The organism is Sphingopyxis sp. NFH-91 (assembly GCF_021401285.1).
Classification (GTDB): Bacteria; Pseudomonadota; Alphaproteobacteria; order Sphingomonadales; family Sphingomonadaceae; genus Sphingopyxis; species Sphingopyxis terrae_A.
This window is the reverse complement of the sequence record NZ_JACBGA010000003.1, coordinates 354,192-372,194: the sequence shown is the minus strand read 5'-3', so window position 1 is coordinate 372,194 and position 18,003 is coordinate 354,192. Positions and strand designations below refer to the sequence as shown.

Sequence of the window (18,003 nt, the reverse complement as noted above, 5' to 3'; positions counted from 1 at the left end):
CCTGATCCCCCTGGAAAGAAAAATGGAGAGAGACGATGACCTATGTCGAAGGCTTTGTGCTGGCGGTGCCTGCCAATGCGAAGGACGCCTATCGCGACCATGCCGCCGATGCGGTGGCGCTGTTCAAGGAATTCGGCGTCCGCCGCCATGTCGAATGCTGGGGCGATGACGTCCCCGTCGGCAAGGTCAACGACTTCCGCACCGCGGTGCAGGCAAAGGAAGGCGAGGAGATCGTCTTTTCCTGGTTCGAATATCCCGACCGCGCGGCGCGCGACGCCGCGACCGAAAAGATGATGAGCGATCCGCGCATGCAGGCGATGGGCGCGGCGATGCCCTTCGACGGCCAGCGCATGATCGTCGCGGGCTTCGCCTCGATCGTCGAGGAGGGGCTGGGCGGCCCGATGGGGTATACCGACGGCTTTCTGGTCGCGGTTCCGACCGCCAATCGCGACGCCTATCGCGCGCTCGCCGAAAAGGCCGCGGTCGTCTTTCTCGACCATGGCGCGACGCGCGTCCTCGAATGCTGGGGCGACGATGTGCCCGACGGCAAGGTCACCGACTATCGCCGCGCGGTCCACGCCGGAGCGGACGAAAATATCGTGTTCAGCTGGATCGAATGGCCCGACAGGGAAACGCGCGTCGCGGGTTGGGACAAGATCATGGCCGACGATCGCATGCGGCACGACCCGGCCGACCAGTGTTTCGACGGCAAGCGCATGATCTACGGCGGCTTCGCGCCGATTCTCGACGCCTGACCTCAGCGCCTTTCCTTCCCCAGATGTGAAACGGAGAATGATGATGACGAACCCCAAGGGCAGCTTCATCTGGTACGAACTGATGACCGGCGATCCCGACGGCGCGGCGCGCTTCTATGGCGCCGTCGTCGGCTGGACGATTGCGGGCGCCGCCGATCCCGCGGCGCCCGGCGGGGTCGATTATCGCATGATCGGGCGCAGCGACGGCGGCAATGCCGGCGGCATGCTGGCGCTCAATGCCGATATGCTCGCGGGCGGTGCCCGCCCCGGCTGGCTCGGCTATCTCTACACGCCCGACGTCGATGCGGCGGTCGCCGCGATCGTCGCCGACGGCGGCGCGGTCCATATGCCCGCGACCGATCTTCCGGTCGGCCGCATCGCGATGGTCAGCGATCCGCAGGGCGCGCCTTTCTATGTCATGAACCCCGCTCCGCCGCCGGGCATGGAGGGCATGACGAGCGACGTCTTTTCGGTGACGGAAGCGCAGCATGTCCGCTGGAACGAGCTGTCGACCGACGACCCCGACGCCGCGATCGCCTTCTACCGCCGCCACTTCGGCTGGGGGCAGGAGGGCGCGATGGATATGGGCGCGATGGGCAGCTACCGCTTCCTGCAACTCGGCGACATCGGCATCGGCGCGGTCATGCCGCGCATGCCGCAGATGCCGGTATCCGCCTGGACCTATTATATCGGCGTCGACGACATCGACCGCGCGCTGACCGCCGTTGCCGCCGAGGGCGGGCAGCTGCTCAGTGGGCCGCATGAAATCCCCGGCGGCGAATTTTCCGCAACCGGGCTCGACCCGCAGGGCGCCGCCTTCGGCCTCGTCGGCCCGCGCCGCTGAACCCTAAAGAAGGGAGAGAGACGATGGAGAATCAAGGACCGACCGGCGGACTGACCCCGCATATCGCGATCGCCGACAAGCGCGCGAGCGAGGCGATCGAATTTTACAAACAGGCGTTCGGCGCCGTCGAACAGGTGCGCATGCCGGCCGAGGACGGCGTGCGGCTGATGCACGCGCATCTGCTGCTTAACGGATCGTCGCTGATGATGCACGACGATTTCCCCGAATATTCGGGCGAGGCGATGGCCGCGCCGTCGGGCGTGACGCTGCACCTGCAGGTCGACGATGCCGACCGCTGGTACGACCGCGCGATCGCGGCGGGCGCGACGTCGGTGATGGCGCCCGACAACATGTTCTGGGGCGACCGTTACGCGCAGGTGAAGGATCCCTTCGGCCACCTCTGGTCGATCGGCCATCCGCTGAAGGGAGACGAATGATGGGCAAGCCCCCCGTGACGCTGTGCCTCTGGTACGACAAGGACGCCGAGGAAGCGGCGCAATTTTACGCCGCGACCTTTCCCGACAGCTCGGTCGGACCGGTTCACCGCGCCCCCGGCGATTTTCCCGGCGGCAAGCAGGGCGATGCGCTGACGGTCGAGTTCACCGTTCTGGGCATCCCGTGCGTCGGGCTGAACGGCGGCCCGATCTTTCCGCACAGCGAGGCCTTTTCCTTTCAGGTGTCGACCGAAACGCAGGAAGAAACCGACCGCTATTGGAACGCGATCGTTGGCAATGGTGGCGCTGAAAGCGCGTGCGGATGGTGCAAGGACAAATGGGGCCTCAACTGGCAGATCACCCCGCGCGTTCTGATCGAAGCGACGACGAGCAGCGACAAGGGCGTGGCCAAACGCGCCTTTGATGCGATGATGACGATGAAAAAGATCGACATCGCGGCGATCGAGGCGGCGGTGCGGGGCGACGCCGTTGGCGCGGCGTAACCCCTTCCTCTTCGCCTGGGCGCTCTGCGGCACGCTCGACATCCTCTATGCTGCGGCGTGGAGCGTGCTGGCGGGCAGCGATCCCGGGCGGATGCTGCGCGGCGTCGCCAAGGGCCCCTTTGGCGACGGTGCTGCCGACTGGGGCGCGGCGGGGGCGCTCGCCGGGCTCGTCACCCATTACGCGATCATGGCGGCGATGGTCGGCGTCTGGTTCGCCGCGGCGGCGCGAATCCCCGCGCTGCGCAGGCTGTGGTGGCTCAGCGGCACACTTTACGGTGTCATCCTCTATCTGGTGATGAACGCTATCGTGCTGCCACTGCGTTTCGGAGCCCCGTTTCCGCCTGCCGATCTCGCCCGGGGCGCGATCGCATTGTTTCCGCATATCGCCTTCATCGGCCTGCCGCTCGCTTGGCTGTCGATGGAGCAGGAGAATGACCGATGATCCTATATGGCCACCCCTTTTCCTCCTATACGTGGAAGGCGCAGATCGCCTTTTACGAGAAGGAGGTCGCGCACGAATTTCGGGCGATCGAAACCGCGCCGCCCTTCACCAATTATGACGAACTGCGGGCGCATTGGCCGGTCGGGCAGTTTCCGCTGATCGTCGATGACGGGCGCCCGCTGTTCGAGGCGAGCATCATCGCCGAATATCTCGATCAGCGCTCCGACGCCGGCCCGCGGCTGATTCCCGCCGATCCGCGGGCGGCGCTCGAGGTGCGCTTCCTCGACCGGATATTCGACAATCATTTCCAGGCGCGCTTTCAGGCCGCGGTCGCCGAATATCTGCCCTTCATCACCGAAACGCCCGATCTGGCCCGCGTCGCCCGGGCGCGCGATCAGCTCGAACAGGTCTATGGCTGGCTCGAGGCGCGGCTCGGCGATGGCGACTGGGCGACGCCCTACGGCTTCACGCTGGCCGATTGCGCCGCGGCGCCAGCGCTCTTCTATGCCGACTGGGTGCATCCGATCGATCCCGCCCACGCCAAATTGCGCGCTTACCGCGCGCGCCTGCTCGCGCGGCCGTCGGTGGCGCGCTGCGTCGAGGACGCGCGGCCCTATCGAAGCTATTTCCCCCTCGGCGCCCCCGACCGCGACTGAGCCTCCGCGTTCCGAACTGACTGGGGGCGTCCCGATATGCGGTTAACGCCGCGCTGACGGTGCTGCTTTGCCATTTGGGAACGGCGCGCGCGCGAAGGCGGGTCGATGGTTTCGCCTGTCGCCCCCGCCGCGCTCGCCCGGACGCTTCTCGTCGCATTGTTCGCGGCGCTGCTCGCCTTCGCGCCGCAGGCGCGGGCGCAGCAACTCGTGACGGTCACGACCACGGTGACGACCACCGTGACATGGATCGATGACAACGCGTCCGACGCCGGGAATGCGGGCGCCCAATTCGCCGACGATGCGGACGAATTCGCGGCTGACGACGACACCGCCGCCCTGCTCGGCGATACTGCGGTTGCCGGCGAGGCCGATCTGGGCGCGACGCGGCGTTATGCGCCCGGCGCCGGGCTGGCGACGCGCGGCCCGACGCAGGCGCGCTTTGGCCCCTTTACGGTCGTCGACGGTACGACGGCGCGAATGAGCGGCGATGTCGACGGTGCGACACCGCGCCAGTTCGCTGCGATGCTCGCGGCCTTTCCCGGGGTGAGGCGGCTCGAGATGATCGACTGCCCCGGCAGCCTCGATGAAGAGGCCAATCTGATTCTCGCCCGCGCAATTCGCCGGGCGGGTCTGGAAACCGTCGTCCCGAGCGGCGGTTCGGTGCGGTCGGGTGCGGTCGAGCTCTGGCTCGCCGGTTCCACCCGCCGCGCCGCTGCCGACGCCGAATTCGGTGTCCACAGCTGGGCAGACGAATATGGACGCGAGGCAAAGGACTATCCCGCGAGCGATCCGGTTCACGCCGAATATATCGGCCTCTACCGCGAAATGGGCATGGACGACGCCCATGCGCGCGCCTTCTATGCGCTGACCAACGCCACCCCCTTCGATCAGGTGCGCTATCTGACCCGCGACGACATGGCGCGCTTCGTCCCGCTGAACTGACCCCCGATCAATTTAAATCGTTGCCACCGCCTTCGCGGGAACGACGTGTTTTAGTCTTGTAACCCACCTGCCCGCTCCCCACATCGCCCGGCATGGCAAAGCGCGGCTTATACCAGCGATTGCGATCGAACGCGCAGGTGCGCAGCGCGCTCTTCTGTCTCGGTGGGCTGCTGATGATCGTCGCGGTGCTTATCGGCCCGCTGCCCGGCCCCGGCTTCATCATCCTGTTTCCGGTCGGACTAATGCTTGTCTTGCAGAACAGCGCGTGGGCGAAACGCCGCTATGTCCGCTTCAAGCGGCGCCATCCGCGCTATGGCGCCTGGACCGACCGTGTCATGCGCCGGGTCAGCGCCGCGCGCCGCCGCGCCCGCGCCGCGCTCGAGGCGCTCGATGGGGATTGATCGCAATCGGGCATCGAGGGCGATTGACTTTCGCCCGACTCTCGCTTATCCGCGCCTCGATCAGCGGCCGCCCTCGCTTGGCGGCCCTTTTTCGTTGCACCGATTGAAGAGAATTTGGGGATACCGCGATGAAGCGCACCTATCAACCGAGCCGCCTCGTGCGCAAGCGCCGTCACGGCTTCCGCGCCCGCAAGGCGACCGTCGGCGGCCGCAAGGTTCTCGCCGCCCGCCGCGCGCGCGGCCGCAAGAAGCTGTCGGCCTAATCGCCGGCGCTTCGCCGCCAGCCCAAAAGGAGCTGGGGCTGGTGCGATCGCTTTCCAAACGCAGCGAATTTCTGGCCGCCAACCGCGGCCTTCGCTTTCCCATGCCCGGCTTTGTCCTGCTCGTGCGTCCGCGCGGCGACGGCGACGATGCGCCGGGCATAGGCTTTACCGTCAGCAAGAAGGTTGGCAACGCCGTCACCCGCAACCGGATGAAGCGCCGTTTCCGCGCGCTCGCCCGCGCGGCGATCCCCGCGCGGGGAATCGCCGGCGCCGACCATGTGATGATCGGGCGGCCGGGCGGCAACGACATCGCTTTTGCCGAGCTGGGTGAGCATCTCGATTCGGCGCTGCAGCGCGCGGCAAGGAAGCTGGCGAAATGACCGGCTGTCCTACATTGTTGCGATGGCATAGCGTCCAGACATGATCCCGCCCGCCCTACGTCGCAAACCGCCAATCGCGAATGAAGTTGCGCAGTTTTCTGAGGATATGCGCGCCGTACCCCTTCCCGACGCGGGTCATGACGCGGCAGTTGGTGCAATCGCGTGCGAAGTTGCGCAGTTTTCCGGGTGTTTCCAATGATTGCCCGCTTGCTCATCCTGATCGCCCGTGCCTGGCAATTAGGCCCGTCGCGCATCCTGCCGCCGACGTGCCGCTATGCGCCGTCGTGCAGCGAATATGCGATCATCGCGCTGAAACGCCATGGTGCGATCAAGGGTGGCTGGCTGGCGACAAAGCGGCTATTGCGCTGCCATCCTTGGGGCGGCCACGGCTACGATCCCGTACCTTGATGCGGCATTTCCCCACATTGACCAGAAGAGAGACCGAAGAGCGTGGACGACAAGCGTAACCTGATCGCGGCAATTTTACTGTCGGTGGCGATCCTGCTCGGCTGGAATTTCGTTTCGGAGAAATTCTTTCCCACCCCGGCAAAGCCCGACGTGACCAAGACCGTCGCCGGCGCGCCCGGTGCGACCCCCGCGACGACGCAGGGCCAGCCCGCCAGCGCGCCCCCATCCGGCACGCCCGCGGCCGCGGCGCCGGTCGCCAAGACGATTCTGCCGGTCGAGGCGGCGCTTGCCACGGGCAATCGGGTGCCGATCGAAACCCCGTCGCTCGCAGGGTCGATCAACCTTGTCGGCGCACGCATCGACGACATCACGTTGACCAAATATCGCCAGACGATCGAAAAGAATGCGCCGCCGGTGCGTCTGTTCGCGCCGGGCAACAGCAAGGCCGCCTATTTTGCGAGCGTCGGCTGGTCGGCGCAGGGGATCGAGGTTCCGGGGCTGACGACGCTGTGGGCCGCCAGCGGCACGAAGCTGACCCCGGCGACCCCGGTGACGCTCAGCTGGTCGAATACTACCGGCCAGACCTTCCGCGTCGAATATAGCATCGACGACAAGTATCTGATCACCGCGAAGCAGACGATCGCGAACGCGGGCAGCGCGCCGGTCGCGGCAAGCAGCTTCGCGCTGATCGACCGCCTCGGCAAGCCGACCGACCCGCACGAAAAGGACAGCTGGACGATCCACGTTGGCCCGACCGGCTATTTGGACGGCAAGTCAGTGTTCGATGTCGATTACAAGAATCTCGATGAAAGCGGCGCCTTCAAATATAATTCGGCGGCGTGGCTTGGCTTCACCGACAAATATTGGCTCGCCGCGGTGATCCCGGCGAAGGGCGAGCGGGTCACCGCGTCGATCACCGCGCCGGCCGCGGACAATTATCAGACGCTGTTCGCGCGCGACTTCAAACAGGTGGCGCCGGGAACGCAGGTGTCGACGACCAGCCGTATCTTCGCCGGAGCGAAGGAAGTCAGCATCTTGTCGCATTATCAGGACCAGCAGGGCATCACGCGCCTGTCGAACGCGATCGACTGGGGCTGGTTCGAATTTTTCGAAGTGCCGATCTTCAAGCTGCTCGACTGGCTGTTCCGCCAGATCGGCAATTTCGGCGTCGCGATCATGCTGCTCACCGTCATCATTCGCGGCCTGATGTTCCCGATCGCGCAGCGTCAGTTCCATTCGATGGCGCAGATGCGCCTCGTCCAGCCGAAGATGAAGGCGCTGCAAGAACGCCACAAGGACGACAAGCCGAAGATGCAGCAGGAGCTGATGAAGCTCTACAAGGACGAAAAGATCAATCCGCTCGCGGGCTGTCTGCCGATCGTCATCCAGATTCCGATCTTCTATGCGCTCTACAAGGTGCTGATGCTGACGATCGAAATGCGGCACCAGCCCTTCGCATTGTGGATTCGCGACCTGTCGGCGCCCGATCCGCTGCACTTCCTGAACCTCTTCGGCCTGCTGCCCTTCACGCCGCCGTCGCTGCTCGCGCTCGGGCCGCTCGCGCTGCTCCTGGGCATCACCATGTTCCTGCAGTTCCGCCTCAATCCGCAGGCGACCGATCCGGTGCAGCAACAGGTGTTCAAGATCATGCCGTGGATGTTCATGTTCATCATGGCGCCCTTCGCGGCGGGCCTGCTGCTTTACTGGATCACCAACAACTGCCTGTCGATCGCGCAGCAGCAGTGGATGTATCGCAAATTCCCGCAACTCCGGGCGGCGCCGGTAAAGTGAGCGAGATCGATCCGGCGGCCGAAGATCGCGGCGAACGCGCCCGCAAGCTGTTTGCGGGTCCGATCGCCTTTCTGAAATCGGCGCCCGCACTCCAGCATCTGCCTGCGCCGAGCGTCCCGGAGATTGCCTTTGCCGGCCGCTCGAACGTCGGCAAATCGTCGCTGCTCAACGCGCTGACCAATCGCAACGGGCTTGCACGCACCTCGGTCACGCCCGGGCGCACGCAGGAACTCAACTATTTCGACGTCGGCAATCCGCTGGTGTTCCGCCTTGTCGACATGCCGGGCTACGGTTTTGCGAAGGCGCCCAAGGATGTCGTCAAGAAGTGGCGTTTTCTGGTCAACGACTATCTGCGTGGGCGCCAGGTGCTCAAGCGGACGCTGGTGCTGATCGACAGCCGGCACGGCTTCAAGGATGTCGACCGCGAGGTGCTCGAAATGCTCGACACCGCTGCGGTCAGCTACCGTGTCGTGCTGACCAAGGCCGACAAGATCAAGGCGAGCGAACTCGCCGCGGTCCACGCCGCCACCGAGGCCGAGGCCCGCAAACATCCCGCCGCGCACCCCGAGGTGATCGTGACGAGCAGCGAAAAGGGCATGGGCATCGCCGAGCTGCGCACCGCGGTGCTGGAGGCGGTGGAGAGTTGACGAAATGTTTCCCCTCCCGCAAGCGGGAGGGGCAGCGAGACTTGCGAGCTTGCTCGCTAATCGCAGCGGGGTGGGTGATTTCGCGACCGAAACTCGCTCCGCTCGCGCCCACCCCTGGCCCCTCCCGCAAGCGGGAGGGGAATATGGAGACCGCATGAAACTCTTCATCGGGAACAAGGCCTATTCGAGCTGGAGCCTGCGCGGCTGGCTCGCCGCCCGGCACAGCGGTCTGCCATTCGAGGAAGTCACCGTTCCGCTCTATGACGAGGACTGGAATCGCCGCCGCGAGGGCGATGAATTCGCGCCGTCGGGCGGCAAGGTGCCGATCCTGTGGGACGGCAATGATATCGTCGTCTGGGACAGTCTGGCGATCATCGACTATCTCAACGAGAAAACGGACGGCGCCCGCGGCTATTGGCCCGCCGACATGGCGGCGCGCGCAATGGCGCGGTCGATGGCGGCCGAAATGCATGCCAGCTTCTCGGCGCTGCGCCGCCACCACAGCATGAACATCCGCCGCATCTACCCCGCCGCGGAGCTGTTGCCCGAGGTGCAGGCCGACGTCGTCCGCATCCTCCAGATCTGGGCCGAGGCACGCGCGCGGTTCGGGGGCGAGGGCGATTATCTGTTCGGCGACTGGTCGGCCGCCGACATGATGTTCGCGCCCGTCGTGACGCGCTTCATCACCTATTCGATCCCGTTGCCGCGCTTTGCCCTGCCTTATTGCCAGGCGGTCGTCAGCCATCCGCATATGCAGGAATGGATCGGCGGCGCGCAGGCCGAAGACTGGGTCATCGAACAGTTCGAAGGCGCGCAGCAGGACTGACGCACCGACACAGCAGCGCGCTCAGAAACTCTGCTCGTCGTAGATTTTCGACAGGTCGTGATGCCAGGCACCCTCGTACCGGTCGAGCAGGTCGTGGGCGGGCGATTTGCCGCTCTTGGCGATACGCCGCAGCGGTTCGAGGAAGCCGACCTCGTTATCGCCCATCGAATTGACCTCGCCGCGCGCCGCCAGGCCTGCCGCCGCGATGTCGAGGACGCGGTGCGCGAGTTCGCCGAGCGTCCCGCCGCCGGGTGCCGGCGCGTCGAGGCCCTCGCTGGGCACCGCATCGCGCAGCGCCTGCTGTTCTTCGATGCTCCAGCCCTTGACCAGATCCCATGCGGCATCGAGCGCCTGGCTGTCGTAGAGCAGCCCGACCCAGAGTGCAGGCAAGGCGCAGATTCGGTTCCACGGGCCGCCGTCGGCGCCGCGCATTTCGAGGAAACTCTTCAAACGCACTTCGGGGAAGGCGGTCGAGAGATGGTCGTTCCAGTCGGAAAGCCGCGGCAGTTCGCCCGGCAGGACCGACAGCTCACCCTTCAAGAAATCGCGGAAGCTGAGACCCGCGGCGTCGATATATTGGCCGTCGCGGAAGACGAAATACATCGGCACGTCGAGCATGTAATCGACATAGCGCTCATAGCCGAAGCCATCCTCGAACACGAAGGGCAGCATACCGGTGCGCGCCGGATCGGTGTCGGTCCAGATATGGCTTCGGTACGACATGAAGCCGTTGGGGCGGCCCTCGGTAAAGGGCGAGGAAGCAAAGAGTGCGGTCGCGAGCGGCTGAAGCGCCAGGCTCACCCGGAACTTCTGCACCATGTCGGCTTCGCTCGCATAGTCGAGGTTGGTCTGGATGGTGCAGGTGCGCAGCATCATGTCGAGCCCCATGCTGCCGACGCGCGGCATATGGTTCAGCATGATCTTGTAGCGGCCCTTGGGCATGATGGGCAGTTCGGCGCGCGTCTTGTCGGGCCACATGCCGACGCCGAGGAACCCGAGCCCGAGCTCGGCGCCGACTTCCTTGACCTGCTTCAAGTGCCGGCCGGTTTCGGCGCAGGTCTGGTGCAGATTTTCGAGCGGCGCGCCCGACAGTTCAAGCTGGCCCGCGGGTTCCAGGCTGACGGTGCCGTCGCTGCCCGCGAGCGCGATGACATGGCCGCCCTCGATCACCGGCTCCCAGCCGAAACGCGTGAGCGCCATCAGAAGGTCGCGGATGCCGCCCGGTTCGTCGTAGCTCGGTGCCCGGTGATCGCTCGTACGATAGACGAATTTCTCGTGCTCGGTGCCGATCCGCCACCGCTCCTTGGGCTTTTCGCCCTTGATCATGGGGGCCGCGAGCTGGTCGCGGCTTTCGATGATGGGATCGTTTTGATCTGAAACCTGCCGCGTGCTCATGGCAGCGCATGTAAGCGGCCTCGCGGCATCTTGGAAGGGGTCAGTTGACGGTTACGTCGAAGACCGTTGCAAAGGCGCTGCCGGGGCCAAGTGCCGCGATCGAGGCCGACACCGTTGTCCCCGCGATCGCGGCGCCGAACGGGTCGCTTTCGTCTGCCCCCGTGGCATTGTCGTCTTCCACGGTTGTCGCCCCGGCACAGCTCGTGCCGCTGCGCAGCGAACCGGGAACGAAGCTGGTCGTCGCGGGCAGCGGGTCAGCGACGTAGATCGCTGTCGCAGTCGCGCTGCCGCCGTTGGTCACCAGCAGGCAATAGCGCATGGTGGCGCCGGGAATCGCCTTGGGATTGGTCGTGCCGTTGACCGCGTCGCTGACGATGCTGCTCGTCTTCGCGATCAGCAGATTGGCGACCGGACGGCAGAAATTGATGTCGTGAATCGCCATGCCCTGCTGCCCCGGGTTCGCCGGGGCAAGGCTGTGGCTGCCATATTCGATGGTGATGGTGTCGACCGGCGCGGCAAAGGTAACGACGACATTGCCGTTGGCGCTGCCGTCGGCGGAGGTCGCGTCGCCATAGGCGCTGTTGCCGACGACATAATTGGCGACGCCGTTGGTCAGCGTTGGGTAGACGGTGGTGCCGTTGAAGCTGCCGGTGACGGTCACGCGGTCGGCGAACTGGCCCGAGGCATAATCAATGTCGAACAGCGTGAGCTGCGCGCCCGGCACCGCGGTCGGCAGGTTGATCGTCGACGTGACGACCCCCGCCTGGCTTGTGAAGTCGACGATCTCGAAGATCGAATTTTGCGCAGGCGACAGCCCGCCGGTGACGACATTCTGCCGCGTCGGCGACTGGCCGCCATAGGTGGCGTTGCTCAGAAAGCTGCCGCCGCTGATCGCGATGTTGAAGTTTATCGTCCCGATGGCGGTCAGCGCATAGCTGCCGCTCGTCGTGCCGGCAGACCAGCTCACGCTGTCCCAATCGTGCAGCGTCGATCCGGCCGGGCAGATCAGCACCGGCGCCACGCCCGCGACGCGGCTGCCCGAGACGGTGAAACTGGCTGCGGCATAATCATCTTCGCCGGTCGCGCCATTGCCCGGCGTCGAATCGATGTCGGGGGCCGAGGAGGCGGTGATTTCGGCGCTGTTGAGGATCGTCGCACCCGATGTCGCGTTGACCGTGCCGCTGATCGTCAGCGTGCGGGTCGCACCCGGCGGGACGCTGCCGACCGTCCAGACGCCGGTCGTACTGTTATAGCTGCCGAATCCGGCCGCGTTTGTGAAGTTGAAGCCCGCAGGCAGCGTATCGAGCACGGTGACGCCGGTCGCGGTCGCCGGCGATCCGCTCGCATTGGTGACGGCCAGCGTATAGCTGATGCTCGATCCCGTCGCCGGGGCCGCGCTGCTGACACTCTTGGTAAGCGACAGATCGGCATAGTTGGCGGACAGGCTGGTCATATACAGGTCGGCGCGGACGAAATTGCCATTGTCCGCCTGCGGATATTGATCGCAAATCTCGAGCCGCCATGTACCTTGCGCATTTTCGCCGTTGAATGCCGACAGCGGCGAGTTGGGGCTGAAGTCGTTCTGATAGGGCGGCGCGCTGGTCGAATGGGTTACGGTATTGCCCTCGGTGTTGACCGTCTGGACGCCGCCGTCGTTCAGCCGCACGTTGAAATTGTCGCCCGAAATATTGTTGGTGTCGCCGTTGACAAGCTGGACCCGCGTGCCTGCCGGCGATTGCAATGTGATCCTGAGGTCGCCGCGCCAGGTATGGGTTGCGAGGACGCCAAGATCGACGTCACCGACGATATAGCTTGTCGATACCGTGAAATTGCGGACGAGCGGCGACGAACAGGGGGCGCTGCTGTTGATCGCGCCGCCCGTCGTGTTGCTGTATGTCGTGGTGGTCTGCGCATAGGCAGCGGGTGCAACGACGAGCGTCATCGCCAGCCACAGGAACATGGTCCATGCCCTGATTGGCAGCGTCCGCTGGCCCCCACGCCAGCGTCCTCGGCTTTGGTCCCGCCGTTGCATGGCGACCCTCTGCCCGCGACATCCCTAATTTGGAGTTAATAACTGCCAGTTTGGCAGCATTCTTGTTTCAGTATGAAACAGCTTCTAGCCGCCGCGCCAGTCGCCATGCTGCGCCATCCATAGCGCCGTTGCTGCAATCGCGGCGGTTTCGGCCCGCAAAATACGCGGTCCAAGTGCGATACGCTTCACGGCATCATGGTCGATCAGCATCGCGCGTTCGCGGTCGGTGAAACCGCCTTCGGGGCCGGTCAGAATGGCAGCGGGGGCGGGCGCCGCGACCGCAGCGAGCGGAACCCCGCCGGCTTCGTCGGCGAAGAGTAGCGTGCGACCCACCGGCCAGTCTTTCAACAGCTGCGGCAGTTTGGCCGGATCGGCGAGGTCGGGGAGCGCGGTCCGGCCGCATTGTTCGCAGGCCTCGACAATCTGTGCAGCGAGCCGCTCCTGCTTCACGCGCTCGACGATCGTGCGTTCGGTGATGACGGGCTGGAGCCGCGCAACGCCGAGCTCGGTTGCCTTTTCGATGATCCAGTCGAGCCGCGCCTTTTTCACTGGCGCGAAGCAGAGCCAAAGATCGGGCACGCGTTCGATCGGGCGCATCTGATGTTCGATGCGGATCGAAAGCGTCCGCCTCGACGCTTCGGCGACCGCGCCGAGCCACTCGCCGCTGCGATTGTCGAACAGTAGCAGCGGATCGCCCGGTTTCGCGCGCATGACGTTAAGCAGATAATGGGCCGCCGCTCCGTCGAGCGCCACCATCGCGCCGGCGGCAAGCGGCGTGTCGGTATAGAGTCGGGGCGTGCTGGCGGGCGGCCATGCAGGTGTCGCGGGCATGGCTGGGCGATAGCAGAGGCACAATCTTCGCGCATCTTTTGCTTTGCACGGTGCCGATTGTTCCGTTTCGGGCCAGAATCCCCGAAAAACCGCCATTCCCGGTCAGGCCGATTAGCGATTTGGTAAGCAGTTTCCCCCTAGGTGCAAGGCTACCAGCCGCGCATCTGGTGGGTCGCGCGGCCGGGCCAAGAGGGGTTTTAGACCATGCGAGGGACCGTTTTCAGCCGCCTGCGGGCCGGCATCTCGACCATCTGCCGCGATACGCGCGGCAACACGATGATGCTGACGGCGGGCGCGCTCGTTCCGATCGTCGCCCTCGTGGGGTCGGGCGTCGATATCGGCCGCGCCTATATGGCCGAGCTTCGCCTGCAACAGGCGTGCGACGCGGGCGTGCTCGCGGGACGCCGCGCGATGCAGGGCGGCGACTATGATTCGAACGCCGAAGGCGAAGCGAACAAGATGTTCGCCTTCAACTTCCCGTCGGGCATGTACGCGAGCAGCGGCGTCGATTTCAAATCGAAGGCGCAGGGGACGTCGAACGTCGTCGGCGAAGCCAAGGTTACGCTGCCCACCGACATCATGAAGATATTCGGGACCAAGCAATTCGACCTTGCGGTCAACTGCACGGCGAAGCTCGAAATCTCGAACGCCGACATCATGATGGTGCTCGACGTTACCGGATCGATGGCGACGACCAATTCGGGCGACACGGTCAACCGCATCAGCGCGCTCAAGACCGCGACGATGAACTTCTTCGACACGCTGACCACCGCCGATGTCGGCGATGGCCGCCTGCGTTTTGGCGTCGTGCCCTACAGTTCGAGCGCCAATGTCGGCCAGATTCTCTATGCGAAGAATCCTGACTGGCTTTCGAACAATGTGCTGCTGCCTTCGCGCACGCCGATCTTCAAGATCACCTACGGCAATGGCCAGACCGTCGAAAATGGCTCGTCGAACGGCAATGTCAGCTATGGCGGCTGGTCGAACGTCAGCACGGTGAGCGGTCAGAACAGCAGCAGCTGCGGAAATCTGACGCCGCCTGCCGATACGACACCTTCGCCGAGTGGATCGCCGGTGGTCAACCAGACCGGTCAGACCTTCGACAGCAATGGTAACCGCGTTACCACCAACAATAACGCTCAGACCTACACTTATTATAATTATCAATATGTGTGGTCGAGCAACAAATGCCGCCTGCAAAGCCGGGTTGCGACCTATACGCGCACCTCTTCAACGACGACGACCGAGACGCCGATCCAGACATTTGACAGCAAATATCGCTACGAAGATCGCGTTTTCGACGTGACGCAGGCGAAAGCGGGCTCGGCGATCGTCACCGACACGGGCGACAGCGGGACCAACTATTCGGCCACCTGGGGCGGATGCGTCATGGAGCGCGAAACCGTCGCCTTCGGTCCGACGCAGACCGCGCCGGCCGGCGCCCGCGACATGGATGTCGACAGCGCGCCGACGAGCGACGACGGGACCAAGTGGAAAGTGCTGATTCCCGAAATCGCTTTCCCGCGCGCCAAAAATCCTTCGTCATCGGGAACCACGAGTTCGCTCAACGTCAGCAGCAGCAGCGTGTCGAGCGACAGCACGTCGGGCGGCAGCTGGCAGCGTTACTCCAAATATTGGAGCAGCGGCTGGGGCGTCTGCCCCGCGCCGTCGATGAAGCTGACGACGATGACGGCGAGCGACCGTTCCAGCTTCAACACCTACATCAACGCCTTGCAGCCCGTCGGCGGCACCTATCATGATTCGGGCATGGTCTGGGGTATCCGCCTCCTGTCGCCCGACGGCATGTTCGCCGACGAAAATGCCGAAGCGCCGAACAAGCGCCCGATCAGCCGCCATATCGTCTTCATGACCGACGGCGACATGTCGGCGAATATGGGGAATCTGACCTTCCAGGGCTATGAATGGACGATGCAGCGTGTCGGCGGGACCAGCGACAGCAATCTGACCGACCGGCACAACAACCGCTTCCTCCAGCTCTGCGAAAAGGCAAAGGCGAAGAATATCACCATCTGGGTGGTCGGCTTCGGCACCTCGCTGAACTCGCAACTCACGACCTGTGCGACGCCGGGCAAGGCCTATGAAGCCTCCAACGCTTCGCAGCTCAACGACAATTTCCAGGCGATCGCACGCCAGATTTCGAAGCTGAGACTCTCGCAATGATCCGGATACCGTCGCTCCTCCGCCGCCTTCGCCGCCACCAGCGCGGCACTGCGATCCTGGAATTTGCGCTGATCGCGCCGGTCTTCATCCTGCTGTTGATGGGCCTGTTCGATTATACGTGGCAGATGTACGCCAAGCAGGTGCTGCAGGGCGCCGTCAGCAACGCGGCGCGGGCCTCGACGCTTGAATCGGCGGCATCCAACCAGACGCTCATCGACGCGGCGGTGCGCGATCAGGTTCAGAATGTCTTTCCCGGCGCCCCGGTGACCTTCACCCGCAAATCCTATGAAAGCTTCAACGACGTCGGCAAGCCCGAACCCTTCACCGATGCCAACAACAACAACCGCTATGATTCGGGTGAATGTTTCGAAGATCGCAACGGCAACAATAGTTGGGATGCCGATCAGGGCGCGAACGGCAACGGCGGCGCCGAGGATGTCGTGCTCTATACCGCGAAGATGAAATTCGAGCGCATTTTGCCGGTGTGGCGCATGCTCGGCCAGCCCCCGGAAACCTATCTCTACGCGACGACCGTGCTCCGCAACCAGCCGTATAACGTCAACACCGTGAAAAGTAGGGTGATATGCAACTGATCCGCATCCTTGCCCACGCCCGGCGCCGCACCGCCCGGCTGGTGCGCTTCGCGCGCGACGACAAGGCCGTCGTGCTCATCGAAACCGCCTTCACGATGCCGCTGCTCGTGTTTCTGGGCTTCGGGGGGCTGGAGATCGCCAATCTGACGCTGGCGAACACGCGCATCAGCCAGGTGGCGCTGAGCGCCGCGGATAACGCATCGCGTATCGCCTATGGCAGCGACCTGTCGCTGCCGCGGGTGCGCGAAGTCGATATCAACGAGGTTTTCGCAGGCGTCGAGGAGCAGTCGCGCGGGCTGGACTTCAAGGCCCACGGCCGCATCATCCTGTCGAGCCTTGAGCGCAATTCGAGCGGCGGCCAGTGGATCCACTGGCAACGCTGCTATGGGAATTATCCGGTGAATTCGGCCTATGGGCTGCAAGGGACCGGCAAGACGGGCACCGCCTTTAAAGGGATGGGGAAACCGGGCGCGGAAGTCACCGCAGCGACCGGGACCGCCGTGATGTTCGTCGAAGTCACTTACCAATATCAGCCGCTTGCCTTTGCCGCTTGGCTCGGGCCGCGCGTCATCCGCACGACCGCCGCCTTCAATATCCGCGAAGGTCGCGATCTGCAGGGTCCGGCGGGCGGCGACGGCGTCTATAATCCGTCCCCTGCGGCCACGAAAATGACCTGCACCTGATCGACCGGGGCGCGGCCGGACGCCGATGCCCCATTTATTGTCGCCGCGCCCCCTGCTATCGCGCGGGCGGCGATGACAGCGACGCATACCCCCGACAGCCAGCATCAGGGCTTTCTGGCGATCCTGCCCGCAGGCATGCGCCCCTATGCGCTGCTTGCGCGCTTCGACCGGCCGATCGGCTGGTGGCTGCTCTACTGGCCCTGCGCATGGGCGCTGGCGCTGGCGGGCGGGGCCTGGTCGCATTGGCCGCTGCTGCTGTGGATGCTGCTCGGCGCGATCGTGATGCGCGGCGCGGGCTGCGTCTATAACGACATCGTCGACCGCGATCTTGACGCGAAGGTGGCGCGCACCGCGGTGCGCCCGGTCGCGAGCGGCGAAGTGTCGGTGCGCAACGCCCTGATGTGGACATTGCTGCTGTCGATGATCGGGCTCGTCGTGCTGCTGCGTCTGCCCCTGCCGGCGCAGATCGTCGCGGTGGCCAGCCTCGCGCTGGTCGCCGCCTATCCTTTCATGAAGCGGATTACCTGGTGGCCGCAGGCATGGCTCGGCCTTGTCTTCAGTTGGGGCGCGCTCGTCGGCTGGATCGCGGTCGGCGGCGGCGCAAACGATCAAGGCGGGCTGGCGCTGCCCTTCCTCTATGCGGGCACGATCGCCTGGGTGATCGGCTATGATACCATCTATGCGCTTCAGGATATCGAGGATGACGCACTCGTCGGCGTGAAATCGAGCGCGCGCGCGATGGGGCGGCATGTGAAGGCCGGCGTCGCGCTCTGCTACGTTGTGGCGCTCGGCGGCTGGGCGGGCGCGCTGTGGAATGTTCGTCCCGATGCCCTTGTGCTTGTCGCCCTGATCCCCGCCGCGCTGCACCTGACGGGGCAGGTCGTCACGCTCGACCCCGATAATGGCGCCGACGCGCTCGCCAAATTCCGCAGCAATCGTTTTGCGGGGCTGCTGGTCTTCGCGGCGATGCTGGTGGTCGGCAGCGCCCCCTGACGC

General features: G+C 64.8%; 21 protein-coding genes. 18 read left to right on the top strand and 3 right to left on the bottom strand.

Translation table 11 applies throughout. From position 1 onward, the window contains the following. Nucleotides 1-35: 35 nt before the first annotated feature. The 14 genes from L0963_RS19895 (at nucleotide 36) to L0963_RS09825 (ending at nucleotide 9,292) form a co-directional block, all read left to right on the top strand. Complete coding sequence (locus tag L0963_RS19895) at nucleotides 36-755, top strand: DUF1428 domain-containing protein (RefSeq protein ID WP_442800558.1); 720 nt, start codon at nucleotides 36-38, stop codon at nucleotides 753-755. Between the two features lie 43 nt (nucleotides 756-798). Beyond that, nucleotides 799-1,599 (top strand): VOC family protein, encoded by an 801-nt coding sequence (locus L0963_RS09885; RefSeq protein WP_062903049.1) that lies wholly within the window; start codon nucleotides 799-801, stop codon nucleotides 1,597-1,599. Between the two features lie 23 nt (nucleotides 1,600-1,622). After that, on the top strand, nucleotides 1,623-2,036 hold the full coding sequence (locus L0963_RS09880; RefSeq protein WP_062901245.1) for a VOC family protein: 414 nt from the start codon (nucleotides 1,623-1,625) through the stop codon (nucleotides 2,034-2,036). Further along, nucleotides 2,033-2,536: a VOC family protein gene (locus tag L0963_RS09875; protein WP_217372946.1), complete on the top strand. Its 504-nt coding sequence runs from the start codon at nucleotides 2,033-2,035 to the stop codon at nucleotides 2,534-2,536. The genes L0963_RS09880 and L0963_RS09875 overlap by 4 nt, the downstream gene beginning before the upstream one ends. Then, nucleotides 2,523-2,978 carry a hypothetical protein gene (locus tag L0963_RS09870; RefSeq protein WP_062901243.1) on the top strand — a complete coding sequence of 152 codons (456 nt, stop codon included), beginning with the start codon at nucleotides 2,523-2,525 and terminating at the stop codon, nucleotides 2,976-2,978. Before L0963_RS09875 ends, L0963_RS09870 begins: the two co-directional genes overlap by 14 nt. Then, entirely contained in the window at nucleotides 2,975-3,634 is a 660-nt protein-coding gene (locus L0963_RS09865; RefSeq protein WP_186401372.1) for a glutathione S-transferase family protein, read from the top strand. The genes L0963_RS09870 and L0963_RS09865 overlap by 4 nt, the downstream gene beginning before the upstream one ends. Before the next feature lie 105 nt (nucleotides 3,635-3,739). Next, nucleotides 3,740-4,576, top strand: coding sequence for an alpha/beta hydrolase (locus tag L0963_RS09860; RefSeq protein WP_234179338.1), 837 nt, complete (start codon nucleotides 3,740-3,742; stop codon nucleotides 4,574-4,576). 92 nt (nucleotides 4,577-4,668) lie between these two features. After that, entirely contained in the window at nucleotides 4,669-4,977 is a 309-nt protein-coding gene (locus L0963_RS09855) for a PGPGW domain-containing protein (RefSeq protein ID WP_234179337.1), read from the top strand. 128 nt (nucleotides 4,978-5,105) lie between these two features. Continuing rightward, a complete protein-coding gene (rpmH, locus tag L0963_RS09850; RefSeq protein ID WP_003046693.1) occupies nucleotides 5,106-5,240 on the top strand; it encodes a 50S ribosomal protein L34 in 135 nt (44 codons plus the stop codon). A 41-nt stretch (nucleotides 5,241-5,281) separates the two neighbouring features. After that, nucleotides 5,282-5,620: a ribonuclease P protein component gene (gene rnpA / locus L0963_RS09845; RefSeq protein ID WP_062901240.1), complete on the top strand. Its 339-nt coding sequence runs from the start codon at nucleotides 5,282-5,284 to the stop codon at nucleotides 5,618-5,620. Between the two features lie 195 nt (nucleotides 5,621-5,815). Next, complete coding sequence (yidD, locus tag L0963_RS09840; protein ID WP_003046687.1) at nucleotides 5,816-6,028, top strand: membrane protein insertion efficiency factor YidD; 213 nt, start codon at nucleotides 5,816-5,818, stop codon at nucleotides 6,026-6,028. Nucleotides 6,029-6,070: 42 nt separating this feature from the next. Then, on the top strand, nucleotides 6,071-7,819 hold the full coding sequence (gene yidC / locus L0963_RS09835; RefSeq protein WP_234179336.1) for a membrane protein insertase YidC: 1,749 nt from the start codon (nucleotides 6,071-6,073) through the stop codon (nucleotides 7,817-7,819). Beyond that, nucleotides 7,816-8,466 carry a ribosome biogenesis GTP-binding protein YihA/YsxC gene (gene yihA / locus L0963_RS09830; protein ID WP_003046680.1) on the top strand — a complete coding sequence of 217 codons (651 nt, stop codon included), beginning with the start codon at nucleotides 7,816-7,818 and terminating at the stop codon, nucleotides 8,464-8,466. Before yidC ends, yihA begins: the two co-directional genes overlap by 4 nt. 154 nt (nucleotides 8,467-8,620) lie before the next feature. After that, on the top strand, nucleotides 8,621-9,292 hold the full coding sequence (locus tag L0963_RS09825) for a glutathione S-transferase family protein (protein ID WP_062901238.1): 672 nt from the start codon (nucleotides 8,621-8,623) through the stop codon (nucleotides 9,290-9,292). 21 nt (nucleotides 9,293-9,313) lie between these two features. On the opposite strand, the gene L0963_RS09820 is transcribed toward L0963_RS09825, so the two are convergent. The 3 genes from L0963_RS09820 to L0963_RS09810 form a co-directional block, all read right to left on the bottom strand. Beyond that, a complete protein-coding gene (locus L0963_RS09820; protein WP_234179334.1) occupies nucleotides 9,314-10,687 on the bottom strand; it encodes a glutamate--cysteine ligase in 1,374 nt (457 codons plus the stop codon). A gap of 40 nt (nucleotides 10,688-10,727) precedes the next feature. Then, the gene (locus L0963_RS09815) at nucleotides 10,728-12,647 is read right to left on the bottom strand and encodes a proprotein convertase P-domain-containing protein (protein ID WP_234179332.1); all 1,920 of its coding nucleotides are present in this window, start codon (nucleotides 12,645-12,647) and stop codon (nucleotides 10,728-10,730) included. A 156-nt stretch (nucleotides 12,648-12,803) separates the two neighbouring features. Then, nucleotides 12,804-13,550: a 16S rRNA (uracil(1498)-N(3))-methyltransferase gene (locus tag L0963_RS09810; protein ID WP_062901235.1), complete on the bottom strand. Its 747-nt coding sequence runs from the start codon at nucleotides 13,548-13,550 to the stop codon at nucleotides 12,804-12,806. A 204-nt stretch (nucleotides 13,551-13,754) separates the two neighbouring features. On the opposite strand from L0963_RS09810, the gene L0963_RS09805 reads away from it, so the two are divergent. From L0963_RS09805 to ubiA, 4 genes are all read left to right on the top strand, one after another. After that, complete coding sequence (locus L0963_RS09805) at nucleotides 13,755-15,731, top strand: pilus assembly protein (protein ID WP_234179331.1); 1,977 nt, start codon at nucleotides 13,755-13,757, stop codon at nucleotides 15,729-15,731. After that, nucleotides 15,728-16,324 (top strand): TadE/TadG family type IV pilus assembly protein, encoded by a 597-nt coding sequence (locus L0963_RS09800; RefSeq protein ID WP_234179330.1) that lies wholly within the window; start codon nucleotides 15,728-15,730, stop codon nucleotides 16,322-16,324. Before L0963_RS09805 ends, L0963_RS09800 begins: the two co-directional genes overlap by 4 nt. Next, nucleotides 16,315-17,007, top strand: coding sequence for a TadE/TadG family type IV pilus assembly protein (locus L0963_RS09795; RefSeq protein ID WP_186401364.1), 693 nt, complete (start codon nucleotides 16,315-16,317; stop codon nucleotides 17,005-17,007). Before L0963_RS09800 ends, L0963_RS09795 begins: the two co-directional genes overlap by 10 nt. Nucleotides 17,008-17,079: 72 nt before the next feature. Beyond that, nucleotides 17,080-18,000: a 4-hydroxybenzoate octaprenyltransferase gene (gene ubiA / locus L0963_RS09790; RefSeq protein ID WP_062901231.1), complete on the top strand. Its 921-nt coding sequence runs from the start codon at nucleotides 17,080-17,082 to the stop codon at nucleotides 17,998-18,000. The last annotated feature ends 3 nt before the right edge of the window (nucleotides 18,001-18,003 follow it).